Annotated in this window: 15 protein-coding genes; 3 read left to right on the plus strand and 12 right to left on the minus strand. The window is 43.8% G+C overall.

All coding sequences use genetic code 11. The features are described from left to right. From KL866_RS17465 to KL866_RS17480, 4 genes are all read right to left on the minus strand, one after another. The coding region (locus tag KL866_RS17465) for a response regulator transcription factor (RefSeq protein WP_214996226.1) at positions 1 to 190 on the minus strand (190 nt) is incomplete at its 3' end. Beyond that, positions 187 to 1,446: a sensor histidine kinase gene (locus KL866_RS17470; RefSeq protein WP_214996228.1), complete on the minus strand. Its 1,260-nt coding sequence runs from the start codon at positions 1,444 to 1,446 to the stop codon at positions 187 to 189. The genes KL866_RS17470 and KL866_RS17465, both read right to left, overlap by 4 nt. A 197-nt stretch (positions 1,447 to 1,643) precedes the next feature. Continuing rightward, the gene (locus tag KL866_RS17475; RefSeq protein ID WP_214996230.1) at positions 1,644 to 2,960 is read right to left on the minus strand and encodes a PAS domain-containing methyl-accepting chemotaxis protein; all 1,317 of its coding nucleotides are present in this window, start codon (positions 2,958 to 2,960) and stop codon (positions 1,644 to 1,646) included. A gap of 239 nt (positions 2,961 to 3,199) precedes the next feature. After that, positions 3,200 to 4,087, minus strand: coding sequence for a LysR family transcriptional regulator (locus KL866_RS17480; RefSeq protein ID WP_025254129.1), 888 nt, complete (start codon positions 4,085 to 4,087; stop codon positions 3,200 to 3,202). 98 nt (positions 4,088 to 4,185) lie between these two features. Here KL866_RS17480 and KL866_RS17485 point away from each other — a divergent pair, with 98 nt between their 5' ends. Continuing rightward, positions 4,186 to 5,685, plus strand: coding sequence for a CoA-acylating methylmalonate-semialdehyde dehydrogenase (locus KL866_RS17485; RefSeq protein ID WP_025254128.1), 1,500 nt, complete (start codon positions 4,186 to 4,188; stop codon positions 5,683 to 5,685). A 15-nt stretch (positions 5,686 to 5,700) separates the two neighbouring features. Continuing rightward, positions 5,701 to 6,576, plus strand: a complete 876-nt coding sequence (mmsB, locus tag KL866_RS17490) for a 3-hydroxyisobutyrate dehydrogenase (RefSeq protein ID WP_214996232.1) — start codon at positions 5,701 to 5,703, stop codon at positions 6,574 to 6,576. 154 nt (positions 6,577 to 6,730) lie between these two features. Here mmsB and KL866_RS17495 read toward each other — a convergent pair whose 3' ends face one another. Next, positions 6,731 to 8,761 carry a BCCT family transporter gene (locus KL866_RS17495; RefSeq protein ID WP_214996234.1) on the minus strand — a complete coding sequence of 677 codons (2,031 nt, stop codon included), beginning with the start codon at positions 8,759 to 8,761 and terminating at the stop codon, positions 6,731 to 6,733. A 243-nt stretch (positions 8,762 to 9,004) separates the two neighbouring features. Next, on the minus strand, positions 9,005 to 10,738 hold the full coding sequence (dld, locus tag KL866_RS17500; protein ID WP_025254125.1) for a D-lactate dehydrogenase: 1,734 nt from the start codon (positions 10,736 to 10,738) through the stop codon (positions 9,005 to 9,007). A gap of 276 nt (positions 10,739 to 11,014) precedes the next feature. Here dld and KL866_RS17505 point away from each other — a divergent pair, with 276 nt between their 5' ends. Further along, positions 11,015 to 11,692 carry a helix-turn-helix transcriptional regulator gene (locus KL866_RS17505; protein ID WP_025254124.1) on the plus strand — a complete coding sequence of 226 codons (678 nt, stop codon included), beginning with the start codon at positions 11,015 to 11,017 and terminating at the stop codon, positions 11,690 to 11,692. Between the two features lie 37 nt (positions 11,693 to 11,729). Here the strand turns inward: KL866_RS17505 and KL866_RS17510 are convergent, their stop codons facing one another. From KL866_RS17510 to KL866_RS17535, 6 genes are all read right to left on the minus strand, one after another. After that, positions 11,730 to 12,491, minus strand: coding sequence for a CsgG/HfaB family protein (locus KL866_RS17510; protein WP_214996236.1), 762 nt, complete (start codon positions 12,489 to 12,491; stop codon positions 11,730 to 11,732). A gap of 8 nt (positions 12,492 to 12,499) precedes the next feature. Then, entirely contained in the window at positions 12,500 to 12,955 is a 456-nt protein-coding gene (locus KL866_RS17515) for a curli assembly protein CsgF (RefSeq protein WP_034325181.1), read from the minus strand. Continuing rightward, positions 12,949 to 13,341, minus strand: coding sequence for a CsgE family curli-type amyloid fiber assembly protein (locus KL866_RS17520; RefSeq protein WP_025254121.1), 393 nt, complete (start codon positions 13,339 to 13,341; stop codon positions 12,949 to 12,951). Before KL866_RS17520 ends, KL866_RS17515 begins: the two co-directional genes overlap by 7 nt. A 55-nt stretch (positions 13,342 to 13,396) precedes the next feature. After that, entirely contained in the window at positions 13,397 to 14,842 is a 1,446-nt protein-coding gene (locus KL866_RS17525; protein ID WP_025254120.1) for a curlin, read from the minus strand. Positions 14,843 to 14,872: 30 nt separating this feature from the next. Beyond that, on the minus strand, positions 14,873 to 15,385 hold the full coding sequence (locus KL866_RS17530; RefSeq protein WP_025254119.1) for a curlin repeat-containing protein: 513 nt from the start codon (positions 15,383 to 15,385) through the stop codon (positions 14,873 to 14,875). Then, positions 15,363 to 15,545, minus strand: a 183-nt coding sequence (locus tag KL866_RS17535; protein WP_214996238.1) for a hypothetical protein, incomplete at its 5' end; no start/stop codon positions are given. The genes KL866_RS17535 and KL866_RS17530, both read right to left, overlap by 23 nt.

A 15,545-nucleotide genomic window follows, 5' to 3' on the forward strand; every position in this document is an offset into this window, starting at 1 on the left:
GAACGAGACCACTTTCATTTGAGAGATTTATGTCAAGAATTAGTATCTCTATATCACTACTTTCCAACAAGCGATGAGTTTGTGCGCCATTCTCAGCATCAAAAATATGGCAATCAGGCATCATGGTGTTAAGCAAGGCTTTGTAGCCTTCACGTACCACCGCGTGGTCATCAACAATAAGAATATTCATGCGACATTAGCGTCCGAAATAGCGGACATGTTTTTAAGGGCAAGGGACAGCGATACAGCAACGCCTCCATCATCTGGTGAAGTCACACTGCAATTTGCACCTATACAACGCGCTCGGCTGCGCATTGAAGACATCCCAATGTTTTCTACAATGTGATTGCCCAGCCCCCGACCATTATCTTTAACCACTACTGAAACGCGGTGAATATCGCCATAAATTTGAACGCTAACCTTGGTTGCTTTTGCATGCTTAATCACATTATTTATTGCTTCTTGCGCAAACCGGTAAAGGTGAATATCACGTTCATTATCTTCTTGATAGCGCTTTAGGTTAATCGACACCTCCCATTGCGTATCAGGTTGCGCCACCTCTTGCTCATAAACCAGTCGCTCAAGCGACGACTGAAGTGATACTCTATCTAAAACAAGAGGGTGAAGGTGGGCAGTGAGCTTTCTAATAGCATCGCTAATTTGGTGTGACATCACCTGAACTTTTTGCGCTGACAGTTCAACAACCGAGCGCTCTTTTGCGTTAACTAATATATATGAATGGGCTTTTATTGTAGTCAGTAACTGTCCCACGTTGTCGTGAAGCTCTCTAGCCAAGTAATTGCGCTCTTGCTCCTGCAGTAGAGCTAATTGCTTATCAATTTTAAGGAGCTGTTTCTCTTTCGTTTGAAGCGTATTTTGTAGATGTTTAAATTGGTCCAGCACCTGATTCATTTCTGTAATATCTGAATATGGAAGAGGCTGTGATTCCCTCCCCTCCCGCAGTTTAGATAACGCATCGGCAAGTTGGTTTAACGGAACTAAGCGCTGTCTAACAGCCACTTTCAATGTAACTAGCAGCAACACAAAAGTTGTGAAAAACAGCCCTGCTACTAGGGCAAAAAAAGTGAGGTTCTGTGTTAGCTCTGTAGCATCGAAAGGCGTAACGATAAGATACTGGTTTTCCTGAATTGGAATGATAATCGGCATCAGTGTAGTTCGTTCGGTAATCGAAATTATTGAAGCTTGCTCAGCTTGCAAGCGGCCCGTGAAATAATGGGCAGACAAATGTGGGCTTGGCTCTACAATCGCTTCAATATCAGCAACAGGTATGTTTCGGCTTACCATCTCCCTAACTTGGCTAAGAGCACCTGTCATCTCTTCTTCAATGTTATCTTGTATATGAAAATAGACCAAACAGGTAAAAACCAAAAAGCAGCCAATGAATACGGCCACTATAGCTGTAGATATTTTTGTAAAACCCGACATAAGTGCCCCTGTAAGCCTTTTATTACAGGGTTATGCTATACAGCCTACGTAAGAAAGCACATCCTGCAATAGGGGCGAATTCATCCTACCAAGGTAGGATGAACTCACTTTTTCAAGCATAGGGGTTACAAGTGAGGTAATAGGTACGCTTATTGATTACTTTCTAGACGTTCATGTCAACGCTACTTACTTAATGTCTAATTTGCGAGCTGACTGCTAAACTGTCCCACTGCATCCACAACTTCCTTCGCGCCGTTTTGGATTTGCTCAATAACCTCGCCCGCTTCGTTGGCGTAATTAAGCCCAGCCTGTGCTTTTGCATCACCCTCATTTACAAGGTTTACGGCATCGGTTGCCAACGTTTGGTTGTGCTTAACCACGTTAATAATTTCTTCTGTAGCCTCGGTAGTGCGCGACGCTAACTGGCGTACTTCATCGGCAACAACAGCGAAACCTCGTCCCTGATCGCCAGCGCGCGCGGCTTCAATGGCCGCATTTAAAGCTAGTAGGTTAGTTTGCTCGGCGATGGCACTGATACTACCTATGATAGTGGCTATTTGCTGAGACTGGCTATCTAACGCGTTTATTCCTTCCTTAGCTCTGTCCATTTGATCCGACAGCGAAGACATTTCAGAAAGCAATTCGCTGACCACTTCCTTCCCTCGTGATGCAATTTGATCAGTAGTATTAGAAGAACGATAGGCTATATCAGCAGCATTAGAGATTGCATTTTCTCTAGCGACTTGCTCGGTGATATCTGTTGCAAGTTTGACGACTTTATACATACGTCCGTGAGAATCACAAATAGGGTTATAAGTAGCCTCTAACCAAAAGCTATTCCCGTGTGCATCAAAACGCTCAAAGCGCCCTGCAACAAATTCACCACGGGCTAGGCGGTCCCAAAAATTTGTGTATTCCATGGAATTAGCGTATTCGGTATCGCAGAATATTCTATGGTGCTTACCCTTTATGTCGTTCAAATTGTATTTAACGGTTTTCAAAAAGGCTTCATTAGCGTCTTGAATCACGCCATTGAGATCGAACTCAATTGCTGCATTAGATTTGTGTAGTGCGGAAACAAGATCTTCATGTTCTTTCGACTTAGCAATAGTACGCGTGAGATCATTAAGATTTACTGAAAATTTATGTATGTTTCCTTTGCTATCAAAGATTGGCTCAACAACCCCTCTAAGCCATGCCTCCTCTCCATTTTCTCGGGTAAACTCTATTGCTCCCCAATAATGTAAGCGCTGCTCAATAGCATCTTTCAACTTTTTAAAATGTGGGGTATTTCTTGCAATTTCTGGCACAAACTCAAAGAATCGATGGCCTTCAACCTGAGAAAGAGAGTAGCCGAGTTCTTTCTCAAACATTTTGTTTACGTCATCTATTTCACCTCGAGCGTTTAAACGAAGGAAAATCATATCTTCACGTAGGCCATCTCTAACCTGTTTAAGTATATGTAGCTCTTCTCGAAGCGCTTCGTTTTCTTTTATTAAATGCTTGTTGAACATAGGGCCTTCCCTGTTTAAATATTTCGATATCAATGCACTTATCGGCTACAAACCAACTAGCCTTGAGCTAAATTCTTAGTATAAAAAGCTTTAAAACTCTTCTACCCATTTTTATAACGTCGGGGCTTGTTCTATACATATAGATAGCCTAGACGATTTTCAGCTTTTTGAAGTAAGTAATGAGCGTGATAAGTACTTTTTTTTGACAGTGAAAGACTAGTTGCGCGTTTCGCCACTTATTATTCATCTAAAAATCGAGTTTGAGAACGCTTTACATTTTCCTGAAGCCACCGTGTGAATACTTGGAAACGAGCTTGAGAATGGGTTTCCTTGTGCGTTGCCAGCCAGAATGTGCGCTTAATGTGAATCTCGTTTTCAATAAGCCGTACCAAGCCTGGCTGGGTTTCGGCCATAAATTTAGGCAAAATGCCGACGCCAGCCCCATTGATAAGCATTTGATATTGCGCATTAATGCTAGTGCTGCGAAGTGCACTTAACTGTGACAGTGCGGTCTCTTCAATGAACTTCAATTGAGGCGCATACACCAAATCGGGGACATAACTTACTAAGTTGAATAAAGTAAGGTCATGTAATGTTCGTGGTTTACTCTCTTTAACAAGAGACTGATGGGTGTAAAGGTAAAGGTTATAGTCAGTCAGTTTTTGTGTAACCAGTAAGCCTTTACTAGGCTTTTCCAACAAGATAGCCATATCAGCTTCCCGTTTATTCAGGTTTAAAAAGCCGCTTGTTGCTACAAGCTCAATACTTATTCCCGGATACTGCTTTTTGAAATCGGGTAGCAAAGGTGCCAAAAACCAGCTGCCGAAACCTTCAGAAACGCTTACTCTAATTGTGCCGGCCAAGTGTGAACGTTCATCACCTAGTTCATTTTGGGCCTCTAAAAAATAATGCTCTGCTTTTTCAATATACGTAACTAACTCACTACCATGTGTGGTTAGTACATACCCTTTTTTGGTCAGTTCGAAAAGCTTACAGTTTAATGAATCTTCCAGTTTTTTTACACGACGTATTAACGTTGTAGGGTCCACCTTCAAGCCTTTTGCAGCAATAGCTACACGACCATTTCTTGCTAAACCAAGAAATAAGCGCATGTCGTCCCAATTCACTCAATCACCTGCATTTTTACAGCATCATACTGCAAGTATATGTATTGCCATTGCAAACACAAGGTTTCAATATTGTTAAAAATTACAGGAGCTTTGTCATGAGAAAGATTGTTCACTTTATTGCAGGTAAAGATTTTGAGGATAACAGTGAGAATACCGCGTCGGTATTTGCGCCTAACACAGGTGAAGTGCAGGCCGAAGTGAGCTTAGCCAATACTTCTACTTTAGCCTATGCGATTGAAACAGCCCAAGCTGCACAGATTGACTGGGCGGCAACGAACCCTCAGCGACGCGCTCGTGTAATGTTCAAATTTAAAGAGCTGGTGGAAGCAAACCGCGATCGCTTAGCAGCATTATTATCAAGTGAGCACGGTAAAGTGCTGGTTGATGCGCAGGGCGATATTCAGCGCGGCCTTGAAGTTATCGAGTTTGCCTGCGGCATTCCTCATGCACAAAAAGGTGAATATACCGAAGGCGCAGGCCCGGGTATTGATGTGTATTCCATGCGCCAAGCATTAGGTGTGGTGGCTGGTATTACGCCATTTAACTTCCCAGCCATGATCCCTATGTGGATGTTTGGTGTGGCAATTGCCTGCGGTAACGCTTTCATCTTAAAGCCATCTGAGCGTGATCCATCAGTGCCTGTTGAATTGGCAAAACTTATGATTGAAGCTGGCCTTCCTGCTGGTGTATTAAACGTAGTCCACGGCAACAAAGAAGTGGTCGATGGTATTTTAGATCATCAAACTATTAAAGCGGTGAGCTTTGTGGGCTCTTCTGATATCGCTAACTACGTGTACGAGCGTGGCGCTCGCGCAGGCAAGCGCGTTCAAGCAATGGGTGGCGCTAAAAACCACGGTATTGTAATGCCAGATGCAGATTTAGATCAGGTGGTAACCGACCTAGTTGGTGCAGCCTACGGCAGTGCCGGTGAACGCTGTATGGCGCTGCCAGTTGTGGTTCCGGTGGGCGATGAAACCGCAGAAAAATTAAGAGCTAAGCTTATTCCAGCTATTAAAGACATTATGGTAAGCCACAGTGAAGATCCTAATGCACATTATGGCCCTGTAGTTACATCAGCTCACAAAGAGCGCGTTGAGGGCTATATTGACCTTGCTATCGAAGAAGGTGCTGAGCTTGTTTACGACGGCAGAACCCGTCAAATTCCAAGCGACAGCCAGGGCTTTTTTATTGGCCCGACATTGTTCGACCATGTAACCAAAGAGATGCGCTCATACCAAGAAGAAATTTTTGGCCCAGTACTGCAAATGGTTCGCGCCAAAGATTTTAATGAGGCCGTTAACTTAGCAAGTGACCATCAATACGGTAATGGCGTAGCCATGTATACCCGCAACGGTCATGCAGCTCGTGAGTTTGCGCAGCGCGTAAACGTAGGCATGGTAGGTATTAACGTGCCTATTCCTGTGCCGGTTGCCTACCATACTTTTGGTGGCTGGAAACGCTCTGCATTTGGCGATACCAATCAGCACGGCATGGAAGGTGTGAAATTTTGGACCAAGGTTAAAACCATTACTCAGCGCTGGCCTGATGGCTCAGATAATAACGACAACGCCTTTGTTATTCCAACCATGGGCTAAGGTGAGGAGACTATCATGACTACAGTTGCATTTATCGGCCTTGGTAACATGGGCTCAGGTATGGCAGATAACCTGATTAAGAACAACTACAGTGTATTGGCTTTTGACTTGAGCGAAACCGCATTAGCAAAAGCCAAAGAAGCTGGCTGCACTGTTGCTCAAAGCACCGAGCAAGCCACTGCTGAAGCCGACATCGTTATCACTATGTTACCTGCGGGCAAGCACGTACAGGATATCTATTCAAACCAGATCCTCACTTCTGTGCGAGAAGGCACTTTGCTTATTGACTGCTCTACCATAGACGTCGAAACGGCCAAAAGTGTGTCAGAACTCGCTGAGAAAAAAGGCCTTAAAATGCTCGATGCGCCAGTGTCGGGCGGCGTTGCAGCAGCCGCAGGCGGCACGCTCACGTTTATGGTGGGTGGTGATGCTGACGCTTTTGAGAAAGCGCAGGGTGTGCTTAGCGCAATGGGCAAGAAAATTGTTCATGCGGGCGGCCATGGTGCAGGGCAAGCAGCTAAAATTTGCAACAACATGCTGCTTGGCGCGACCATGATTGCGACTTGTGAGAGTTTCCAACTGGCACAAAAACTCGGTTTAGATGCACAAGTTTTTTTCGATATTGCGTCAAATGCCTCGGGACAAACATGGTCAATGACAACCTACTGTCCTGTGAAAGGTGTGGGACCACAAAGCCCTGCTGATAACGACTTTGCTGGCGGTTTCGCCTCTGCACTTATGCTTAAAGACTTAGGCCTTGCTATGCAGGGCGCAAAAGGCGTAAATGCCCAAGTACCTATGGGTGAGCTTGCTGCAAAGTGGTTTGAAATGCATTGTGAAGAAGGCAATGCAGGTATAGATTTTTCTTCAATAATTAAACGATTAGCATAAGAAATCACCATTTATTCGCCGGCCACTTTCCCTCAGAAGAGGTGGCCGTCCTCTTGAGCGAGTAAAGGATTTTACTCGCTCTTTTTTTCTAAGTTTTCGAAATAAGCGGCAATGCTTTGACTTCAAGAATCACAGAATAAAGCCGTAATTAAATTTACTGTTTGGGCTGGTTTAGCATGTCATCATACGCATCCATTTCCCAAGGAAGCTCCCCTGGACTGGTGTCAAGGAAGTGCAAGTAGCTTTCAAACTGATCTAAGATATCTTTCGCTACACTCTCCTTATCATAGCCATAGATATCGTAGGCTTGACCGCCGCGACGAAGAAACACTTCAGCGCGAAAGTACTTTTCCGACTCGTCGTCTTCTGAGCGCAATTCTGCATAACTAAAGCCCGGTACCAAGTATTCTGTCATGCGAATGTCGTAAATAAAATCCATGTGATCGTGACGCTCAACAGTAAAGGTGGCCCTGCCCGTTTTCTCATCAAGATTTACGAACGCTTCCCACTCCCGCGCTTCAAGAGCTGCTTGAACGCCTTTCATCGCAGCTATTACCGTTTTATCGATAAACTCATGCACCTCGCTACGGCTCGGATAGTCGACCATTGCTGCAAACCTCCCTTTGAGGCTAGTCGAGCGGCCATGATTTCTATTCAGCGTATGTGCGGTCAAACTGTTATTTCGATAGCCTTCAATGACCAAAGCTCGCCATAGACCAACTGCTGACGCTAACATAATGAAAGCGAAGGGCAAGGCACTGGCTATAGTCATAGTTTGCAGGGCATTAAGTCCACCCGCTAACAACAGTACCGCAGCAACTGTGCCTTCTAGACAAGCCCAAAATATACGCTGCCAAACCGGGCTTTCCTCTTTACCGCCAGAAGCTAGGGAGTCGATAACCAGGGAACCTGAATCTGAAGACGTTACAAAAAAAGTAATGATCAATAACACAGTGAGACCTGACATAATCGATGCGCCAGGTAACAAGTCGTAAAGCTTAAACAAAGCCACGGCTTCGTTTTCCTGTACATCGCTAATAAGAGTAGTAACACCCTGATTCATTATGGCGTTTAACGCTGTGTCACCAAACACCGAAAACCAAAGGAAAGTAAACATGGTAGGCACTAACATTACACCAAAAACAAACTGCCTAATGGTTCTGCCTCGGCTTATTTTGGCGATAAACATGCCCACAAATGGCGCCCATGCAATGGTCCAACCAAAAATAAACAGCGTCCAGTTCCCAATCCAATCGCTACGGCTATAAGCTTGAAGGTTAAAGGTTCGCTCAATGATGCCGTTGATATAACTCCCTGTGTTTTGCAAGAAAGTTTCTAGAATATGAACCGTTTCTCCGAAGATGAAGACTGTACTCATAAGCGATACAGCCAGAACCATATTAAGTATTGATAGCCGTTTAATGCCTTTATCCATACCCGCAATCACCGATATTGTTGCGGCGATAGTCACAATAGCGATGGTACCGACCTGCACCATGATGTCGATGGGGATATCGCCGGAAAGATAGTTAAGCCCAGCATTAATTTGGGTAACAGAAAGCCCTAAAGTGGTAGCAATGCCAAACAGAGTTCCTAGAATCGCGAATACATCTACCGTATGACCTATTGGACCATAAATTTTATCGCCAACCAGAGGATACAAGGCAGAACGAATAGATAGCGGCAAGCCATGGCGAAAGGCAAAGTAAGCGAGAACCAAGCCTACTAAACCATAAATGGCCCAGATATGAAAACCCCAGTGAAAAAACGCAATTTGCATTGCTTGCTTTGCAGCGTCGACCGTTTCTGCAGCGCCAGCAGGTGGCGATGAATAGTGCAAAACAGGCTCTGCCACGCCAAAGTAGAGCAGCGCTACCCCGTAGCCCGCTGAAAACAACATAGAAAACCACTCGGGAAAAGAGTACTGAGGCTCAGCATGGTCGGGCCCCAATTTTATATTTCCCCAACTCGATGACGCTACCGATACAATGAACACCAAAAATATCGCCACCGACAACATGTAAAACCAGCCAAAGCTTTCGGTGATCCACGCCAGTGTAGTGCTAAAAGCCTCACCAGCAAGTTCAGGGTTACTGATTGTTCCGATAACCAGGAGCAAAATAATGGCAACGGCGGGAAGAAATACAGGAAGAAGAATGGTGGAGTTGTTTACTTGGCCTTTCATAGCAAATCCCTTTTCACTAACAGGTAAGTTGATAACCTGTGAAAGTTTAAACACTATCTTTTGTTACTAGCGGGGATCGGGTTTGGTTCAGGTTAGTCCTGATTAGGCAACTTGGTGTTGAGTTCAGAACTGGTTTACGAGCAAACTGCAAAAATGAATTGGAAAGAATAAAGGTTCTGCACGGATTCAATTTAGAAAACGACAAGCAGAACCTTTTGAAGTACTTTTTATGTAATCAGGCTTTTAATGATGCCCACCGCAGCAGCCACCTTCATGCTCAGCCCAGTTTTTGAGTTTGGTGGTTTTACCTATGCCTGGGTTAAAGCTATTGGTTGGGTCAAGTTCGCGATAGAAGTTTTTAAGTGCGTCTTTGGCAAAGTACTCATGACCCACATTATGCTCTGCAGGATACTCAGCACTTCTCGCATCAAAGGTCTCAAGAATTTTACCTTTTAGCAGTTTTGCATCTGCGCCTTTCTTCAACACATAGTTTTGGTGCATAACGTGGCAAAACAGGTGACCGTAGTACAGTTTGGTATCTATCTGGTCGTCTATTTCTTTGGGTAGTACTTCAAACCAGTCAGGGTCGTTACGACGAAGCGCAACGTCTATGGTCATCATGGCACCAACTTCTTTACTATGCATCACGTGATAGCGACCTATTGCACCACCGGCAACAAAGCGGTGTAAAATCGCTTTATCTGCTTCTTCCTCAGTACACTCAAAGTAGCTGCCGTCATTAGTTTTAAAGAATTCATCAAGGTAGGCTTTGGCTTCATCCACCCCATCATTGCTCATTTCTAAGATCCAGTGATGCTGATATTTGTCCCTAAACTCTTCCATGCGCTTGGGTAAGTGATTAGGAAAAATATAGCTCATGTACTGCATAACACGGTCTGACATTTTGTTGGGTAAAAAACCTAACTTGTCGGTAAATGCATCGAATTTACGCTTAAACGCAAATAATTTAGGAATAAACTTCGCGCCGAGCTTGCTGATAACAATAAACATATCTTTACCGTATTTCTTCGATACGTCGTAGCAATCACGGTGAAGGTATTCGCCAGAGTCAGGCAAATTCTTAAAGGTAGACAAAATGTCGCGACGCACTTTTGTAAAGACAGTGGCGTCGTTTGAGCCTACGTAAAACACTTGTTTCTTTTCGGGAATAGGGAAAGTGTCTAACCTAACTGCAAACACAGCGAGTTTACCCGCACAGCCTGAAGCCTCGTGAAGTCGCCTGCCGTCATTGTTAAAACGCGATGGCGTATCAGAATCAACGTCTCGTACACGTTCGTCATATTCATTATCTGAAGCGCGAGCCTCGGGATGCTGTACATCAATTTCTTTATAACGCTTGTTTTCAAGGTTATTTAAAATCTCTTCTGGTTCGCTACCTAGATTAATGCCAAGGTTGTTTACCAAAGATAAGTTACCGTTGGCATCAATTTGCGCAAAAAGAGCAAGCTCTGTATAGGCAGGGCCCCGTTTTACTAAAGCACCACCTGAGTTATTGCATATACCACCCACGATAGATGCACCAATGCACGATGAACCGATAACCGAATGTGGCTCTCGGCCATACGGCGCAAGCGTTTCTTCCAATCCAAATAGGGTACTGCCGGCTAAACCTACAATTTGGTTACCATTGTCCACTAGCTGAATTTCATCAATACGCATAGTGCTTATAATAACAAGAGGTCTATCGTAATCTTTACCGTCTGGCGTAGAACCACCCGTTAACCCTGTATTTGCCGCCTGCATAATTACCGCAACATCGGCTTCAACACAAAGTTTCAATACGCGCCAAATTTCAACCAATGTTCCCGGTCTTACTACCGCGAGCGCCTCACCTGCTCCAAAGCGAAACCCTTTAGTATATGGCTGCTTTTTTGCTTTATCAGTTAACAAATAGGCTTGCCCTACTACATCGCGCATAGATGCAATCAAAGACTGAGTGTCAACATTTACGGTCATGGTTCTCTCTGTGTGTTGAAGTTTTGGAAGGATTAGCTTGGTGATGAACTATACACTAACGTCATATTTAACAAAGGGGGCAAACGTTTTTTATAGAGATAATTTACTTATATTTAATTCACCGAGTACTTAAAAAAACAGCTATTCTTAAGCAATATTAATATAAGTTTTTCACTGTTACATTTTGTTACGCTTTGGCGCTGCAAGTAAGACCACAGGAGTATTGTAAAGCTATTGTATAGTTCGTAAGGTTGATGTACACGAAAAGGAGCTTTCATGTCACATCAAGCGTTCGTCTTAACAAGAAATAATTTCTCAGAGAATACGAAAAAGGATGGTGCTTACGAACGATTCCTCAGTATTTTACCGTCATGTGGATTTATTGTTACAACAGGAACTATTCAGCCGCCAAGGAGCGTACTTAATAATACCTATGCATTCTTTATTGATGCACAGTATTGTGACTCTGCCGCTATGCTAAATTTACCGGTAATAAACGATTATCCAGAATTGAACAAGGTGATCTTTAATGTGCCTAAGTCTAAGATCGATTTCCATTACGCGGCACTTCAGCACGGCATAAACGGTATTTTTCACATTGAAGATAATTTGGAACTGTTAGTTCGCGGTGTTCAACAGGTTCAGGCAGGTAACAAATGGTTTAGTCGCGAAATTATGAGCCGTTATATCGATGCTAACCTTGTACCGAAAACTAAACCCGTAGCTGCACTTCAATCGTCTACCACCGTGCTGACCAAAAGGGAACTGGCCATAACACGCAAAATTGCCGATGGCGCGCAAAATCAAGAAATTGCAGATTGCCTACATATCAGTGTAAATACGGTGAAAACACATGTATACAGCATTTTCAGGAAGACAGACTGCAGAAATAGGGTTGAGCTCATCAAGTGGTTCGATCATCAGTTTAGTCAGCCCCAACAGGTAAATCACTAGACTGACAATCAATTGAGATAAAAACTGTGTATGGCGCTTACGCTTTGGCGCGCCATACTCCTTTTTCCATTCCTTGTAATACTAATTCTGTCACCGCTTTCTCTATGCTTTGTTTAACGCACTCGAACATGGGTTCGTTAGTGGTGTAACCCGTTTCAGCTTCAAGCAGGCGCTTTAACGAAACGTATCTGAACAATCCCGCCCTTATCTCTTGGCTCAGCACTTTTTTAGACGTCGAAACCGACACTAATACCTGACCTGTTCTCACATCAACGGCTCGCATATAAATAGAAATTTGGTCTTCTCTAAACAGCTCGCTCGCTCCAATTCCAAAGTACTCAACGCCTGCTCCACCAGTGCGGATGTTGGTATCGTAGCTAATTATGCCACCTTCTATAATAATTCTGGCCGTGGTCAGTGGCGGTAAATCGCCACCGCTGTTTTCGTCGGCACGAATAATTTTTCGTTCTGTAAGAATATTTTGTAGCCCTTCACGCTCAACCGGCAAAAACCACGATGTTTCGCTTAGGGTTTGAACAAGGATGGAGGTCGCGCCTTGTGTCACTGCGGTTGAAAATGAGCTTGCGCCTGTACTCGGTTTATATTGCCCAGTTTGATCCCTAAACGCGTACACGGAAACTGGAATTTGCCCCATGGGTGCAGGTAAGCTTTTCACTTCAGATAATGTAGCACTGTCTTTTATTACATCGGCGGCAGTGGTATCAGGTGGTAATGTATTGGTGATGGACTGGCAACCCGTTAGGGCCAGTGCTAGTAAACAAAAAACGGTACTTCTCATGTGTTTCCTTACCCAAACCGTGGAATTTCTACGACAGTAACTTCACCTGTCAGTAAGTTAGTAATGTTCACGATAATACTATCAGCGTTACTTGTGATAAGTTCGACCTGAAAGTCTCCGCTTACAAAAATACTATCTTGGTTGAAGATACTGTCTACTGGATTGCCGTCTTCGTCGTACTCTTGCTCACCAAATGCGATATCTGTAATTTCACGAACAATTCTGTTGATATAAGCACGCTCTAGCGATTCCTGTAACCGCTCGTCGTAGGAGCGCTCGCTTAGAGAAGCACTATGCGCGTTCTGAGAATTTGCTTTGCTCAATAAAAAGGAGCCATTAAGTGGGTTGCCACCAAAAGACGGATTTATGGGCTCATAAACTAATTCAGTTGCCAGCGTTATTGCAGGCGCTGCTAGCGTTGCCACCGCAAGCGCTACAATCATTTTTCTTTTTTTCATTACCATTCGTCCCCTGCTAGATCTGGGCTTCTACTGTCTATACTCGCATTTGCTACCGCGTCTAACACCAACATGATAGCTTGCTGTACTTTCTCATCTATCGGAACTTGCCTACGTCCCATATAAGTTTGGTAAACCACTTTATTGTCATAAATTACTGAAAGTAGCGTTCCTGCTTGAGGCACTATGATTTCTTTAACTACCAGGTTTTTACCTGAGCTGTCGGGAACTTCCCGCCAATATTGACTAATTCGAGAAGCAAATTCGTGTCCTTGGCGGCTTATACTGTTATCGAGCAGTAACCCACCTAAGCGAATTTCTTCCGCGTGAACCGGAGAAAAGAGCACACTTAAAAACAGTGCGAAAAGAGAGAAACGATACATATACTTCATTTAATTGAATTGAGCCGGGCTAGTGCCCGGCTATTCACTTTCTACTTCTTAACATTTACATCTGAACGACAGTTGCTACGTTGTAATCACCAACTTGCGTAACACTTACTGTGCCGCCATTGCCAGTTATACTACCCGTAACTAAATTATCGTTACCCATTTGCGTTACTTCAAAGGTATTCATATCACCTGAAATAACAAACTGACCACCTACATCGTCCGTTACCCAGTTTCCAGCGCCTTCTTGCATTACACTAATTACATTGTCATTACCGTTAACGAGCAAATCGAGTAAGTTTAGCTCGCCCGTTTGCGCAACCATAATTTCGTTGTAACTTGAAGTGACATTACTAGCCAACTCAACTGATGCGGTGTTCTCGGTGCCCTCTTGCGACATTTCAATAATGTTGCCATCAGCGTAATAAGTTGCGTCACCAATTCCGGCTTGAGCTAATGCCAAGTTCGCATCGCCATCTTGTTCAATTTCAACGGTGTTTAAAATGCCATCAAAGTTTACTGTGCTGATTTCGTTGGCATCACCCACCTGGGTTAAATCGAACTCATTGAATAAACCAATTACCCCTGCGTAAGCGGTGTTACCCTCGCCAACTTGGTTAATTTCGAAAGTATTCGCTTGCCCGCCGACGGTTTCTACCGTAGCAAGGTTTACATCTCCAATTTGGTCAATGTTGACTTCGTTGCCCGAACCTTCGAACACGCCTGTGGTAATTTCATTGCCGTCGCCGTCTTGTTCAAACTCAAGCACATTACCGTCACCGACCATGGTCCAACCTATAACGTTCTGGTCGCCATCTTGGTCAATTTCAACTTCATTTTCTGAGCCAATTACGGTCAAATCTGAAATGTTGTAGTAACCATCCTGAATAACATCAATTACGTTAGCATCGCCGCTAAGTTCACGAACATACGATTCGTGCCAGTCACCGCTCTGATCTACAAAAATCGTGTTATCGTTACCTGTAATAGCATTGTTAGCCCAATTACCACCATCGCCTTGATACACTGATAGCATGTTGCCGCTACCCACAATACTATTTATTGAGCGATTAAAGATAAAGCCTAAGGGGCCGCCGTCACCTAATTGAACAAGTGAGACGGTATTGTCGTCGCCTTCAACTACAAAATCTGCTGTGCTACTTAAGCTGTCTTGCTCTGACTCCAAGAAATTGCCGTTGCCAGTAACACTTGCATAGAAGGTATTGCCTGATTGCATTTGCGACGCGAGCACTTCGTTCGCGTCACCAGTTACCTCTACAACAATCGCGTTTAGGTCGCCTTCTTGGCTTAAAACTGACTCATTACCTACTTCATTTCCCTCTGGTGCCGTTTGGGTTAGCGTGATTTCATTGCCTTCTGCCGCGGCTACAAAATCCGCTGTGGCACTAAAGTCGACAGTTTTGGTAGCAGGAACTTCCTGAGCTGACGCCCACCCTGACGCTGCTACTAAAAGCAATGCACTCGCTATTTTTGTTTTTTTCATTTTCACATTTGTCTCCCTATGGCAATCACATCATTCTTGATATTGTGTGATGTTAATTACCATTTCATTCCCTATTTGATGAACAGTAAAAGACTGCTCACCTAATTGATTGACATTGGCAACATTGTCGAACCCATCTTGAATTATTTCGAAATAGTTGTTGTTGTTTTGCTGCAGCAAATTCACAACATTGCCTTCACCAAGTTGGGTGATGATTGCTTCGTTATTACTGCCGTTTTGAACAACATTAGATAGGTTGGCGCCGTTGCCGCTTTGGATAATGTTAGTTATGTTGTTTAGCCCAAACTGACTGACAGCGATGAAGACCGTTTCATCGTCTATCGTAATAGCTTGCGCATTCAGACTCATAGAAAGAGAAGATTCCACCATGTCGGAACTTGTTGATAAATCGGACTGTTGAGCATAAGCAGGAAGATTGACGGTTAAATAACTGCATACCGTAAAAGCTGTAAACGCAGCAATCTTTATCGCTTCTACGTTTCTAGCATATTGGTGCTTTTTAACCTTTAGCTTCTTGTCCATGAGAACGACTACTTCCTTGATTAACAACAGAGGTGACCCCTCTATAAAACGCCTTAAAAGCGTGAGAATCTATCACCATTAAGTAGTATTTATCACAAACAAAATAACACCAGCATGTGCTTAACCAGCAATTTTGCGAATAAAGCTCATACAATAGTTC

The organism is Alteromonas sp. ALT199 (assembly GCF_018619335.1).
Taxonomy (GTDB): Bacteria; Pseudomonadota; Gammaproteobacteria; order Enterobacterales; family Alteromonadaceae; genus Alteromonas.

Coding starts and splice junctions, on each gene's coding strand:
- mmsB (WP_214996232.1), top strand. CDS start 5,701: ATGACTACAGTTGCATTTATCGGCCTTGGTAACATGGGCTCAGGTATG.
- KL866_RS17525 (WP_025254120.1), bottom strand. CDS start 14,842: ATGAAAAAAACAAAAATAGCGAGTGCATTGCTTTTAGTAGCAGCGTCA.
- KL866_RS17475 (WP_214996230.1), bottom strand. CDS start 2,960: ATGTTCAACAAGCATTTAATAAAAGAAAACGAAGCGCTTCGAGAAGAG.
- KL866_RS17485 (WP_025254128.1), top strand. CDS start 4,186: ATGAGAAAGATTGTTCACTTTATTGCAGGTAAAGATTTTGAGGATAAC.
- dld (WP_025254125.1), bottom strand. CDS start 10,738: ATGACCGTAAATGTTGACACTCAGTCTTTGATTGCATCTATGCGCGAT.
- KL866_RS17495 (WP_214996234.1), bottom strand. CDS start 8,761: ATGAAAGGCCAAGTAAACAACTCCACCATTCTTCTTCCTGTATTTCTT.
- KL866_RS17510 (WP_214996236.1), bottom strand. CDS start 12,491: ATGAGAAGTACCGTTTTTTGTTTACTAGCACTGGCCCTAACGGGTTGC.
- KL866_RS17530 (WP_025254119.1), bottom strand. CDS start 15,385: ATGGACAAGAAGCTAAAGGTTAAAAAGCACCAATATGCTAGAAACGTA.
- KL866_RS17505 (WP_025254124.1), top strand. CDS start 11,015: ATGTCACATCAAGCGTTCGTCTTAACAAGAAATAATTTCTCAGAGAAT.
- KL866_RS17470 (WP_214996228.1), bottom strand. CDS start 1,446: ATGTCGGGTTTTACAAAAATATCTACAGCTATAGTGGCCGTATTCATT.
- KL866_RS17515 (WP_034325181.1), bottom strand. CDS start 12,955: ATGGTAATGAAAAAAAGAAAAATGATTGTAGCGCTTGCGGTGGCAACG.
- KL866_RS17520 (WP_025254121.1), bottom strand. CDS start 13,341: ATGAAGTATATGTATCGTTTCTCTCTTTTCGCACTGTTTTTAAGTGTG.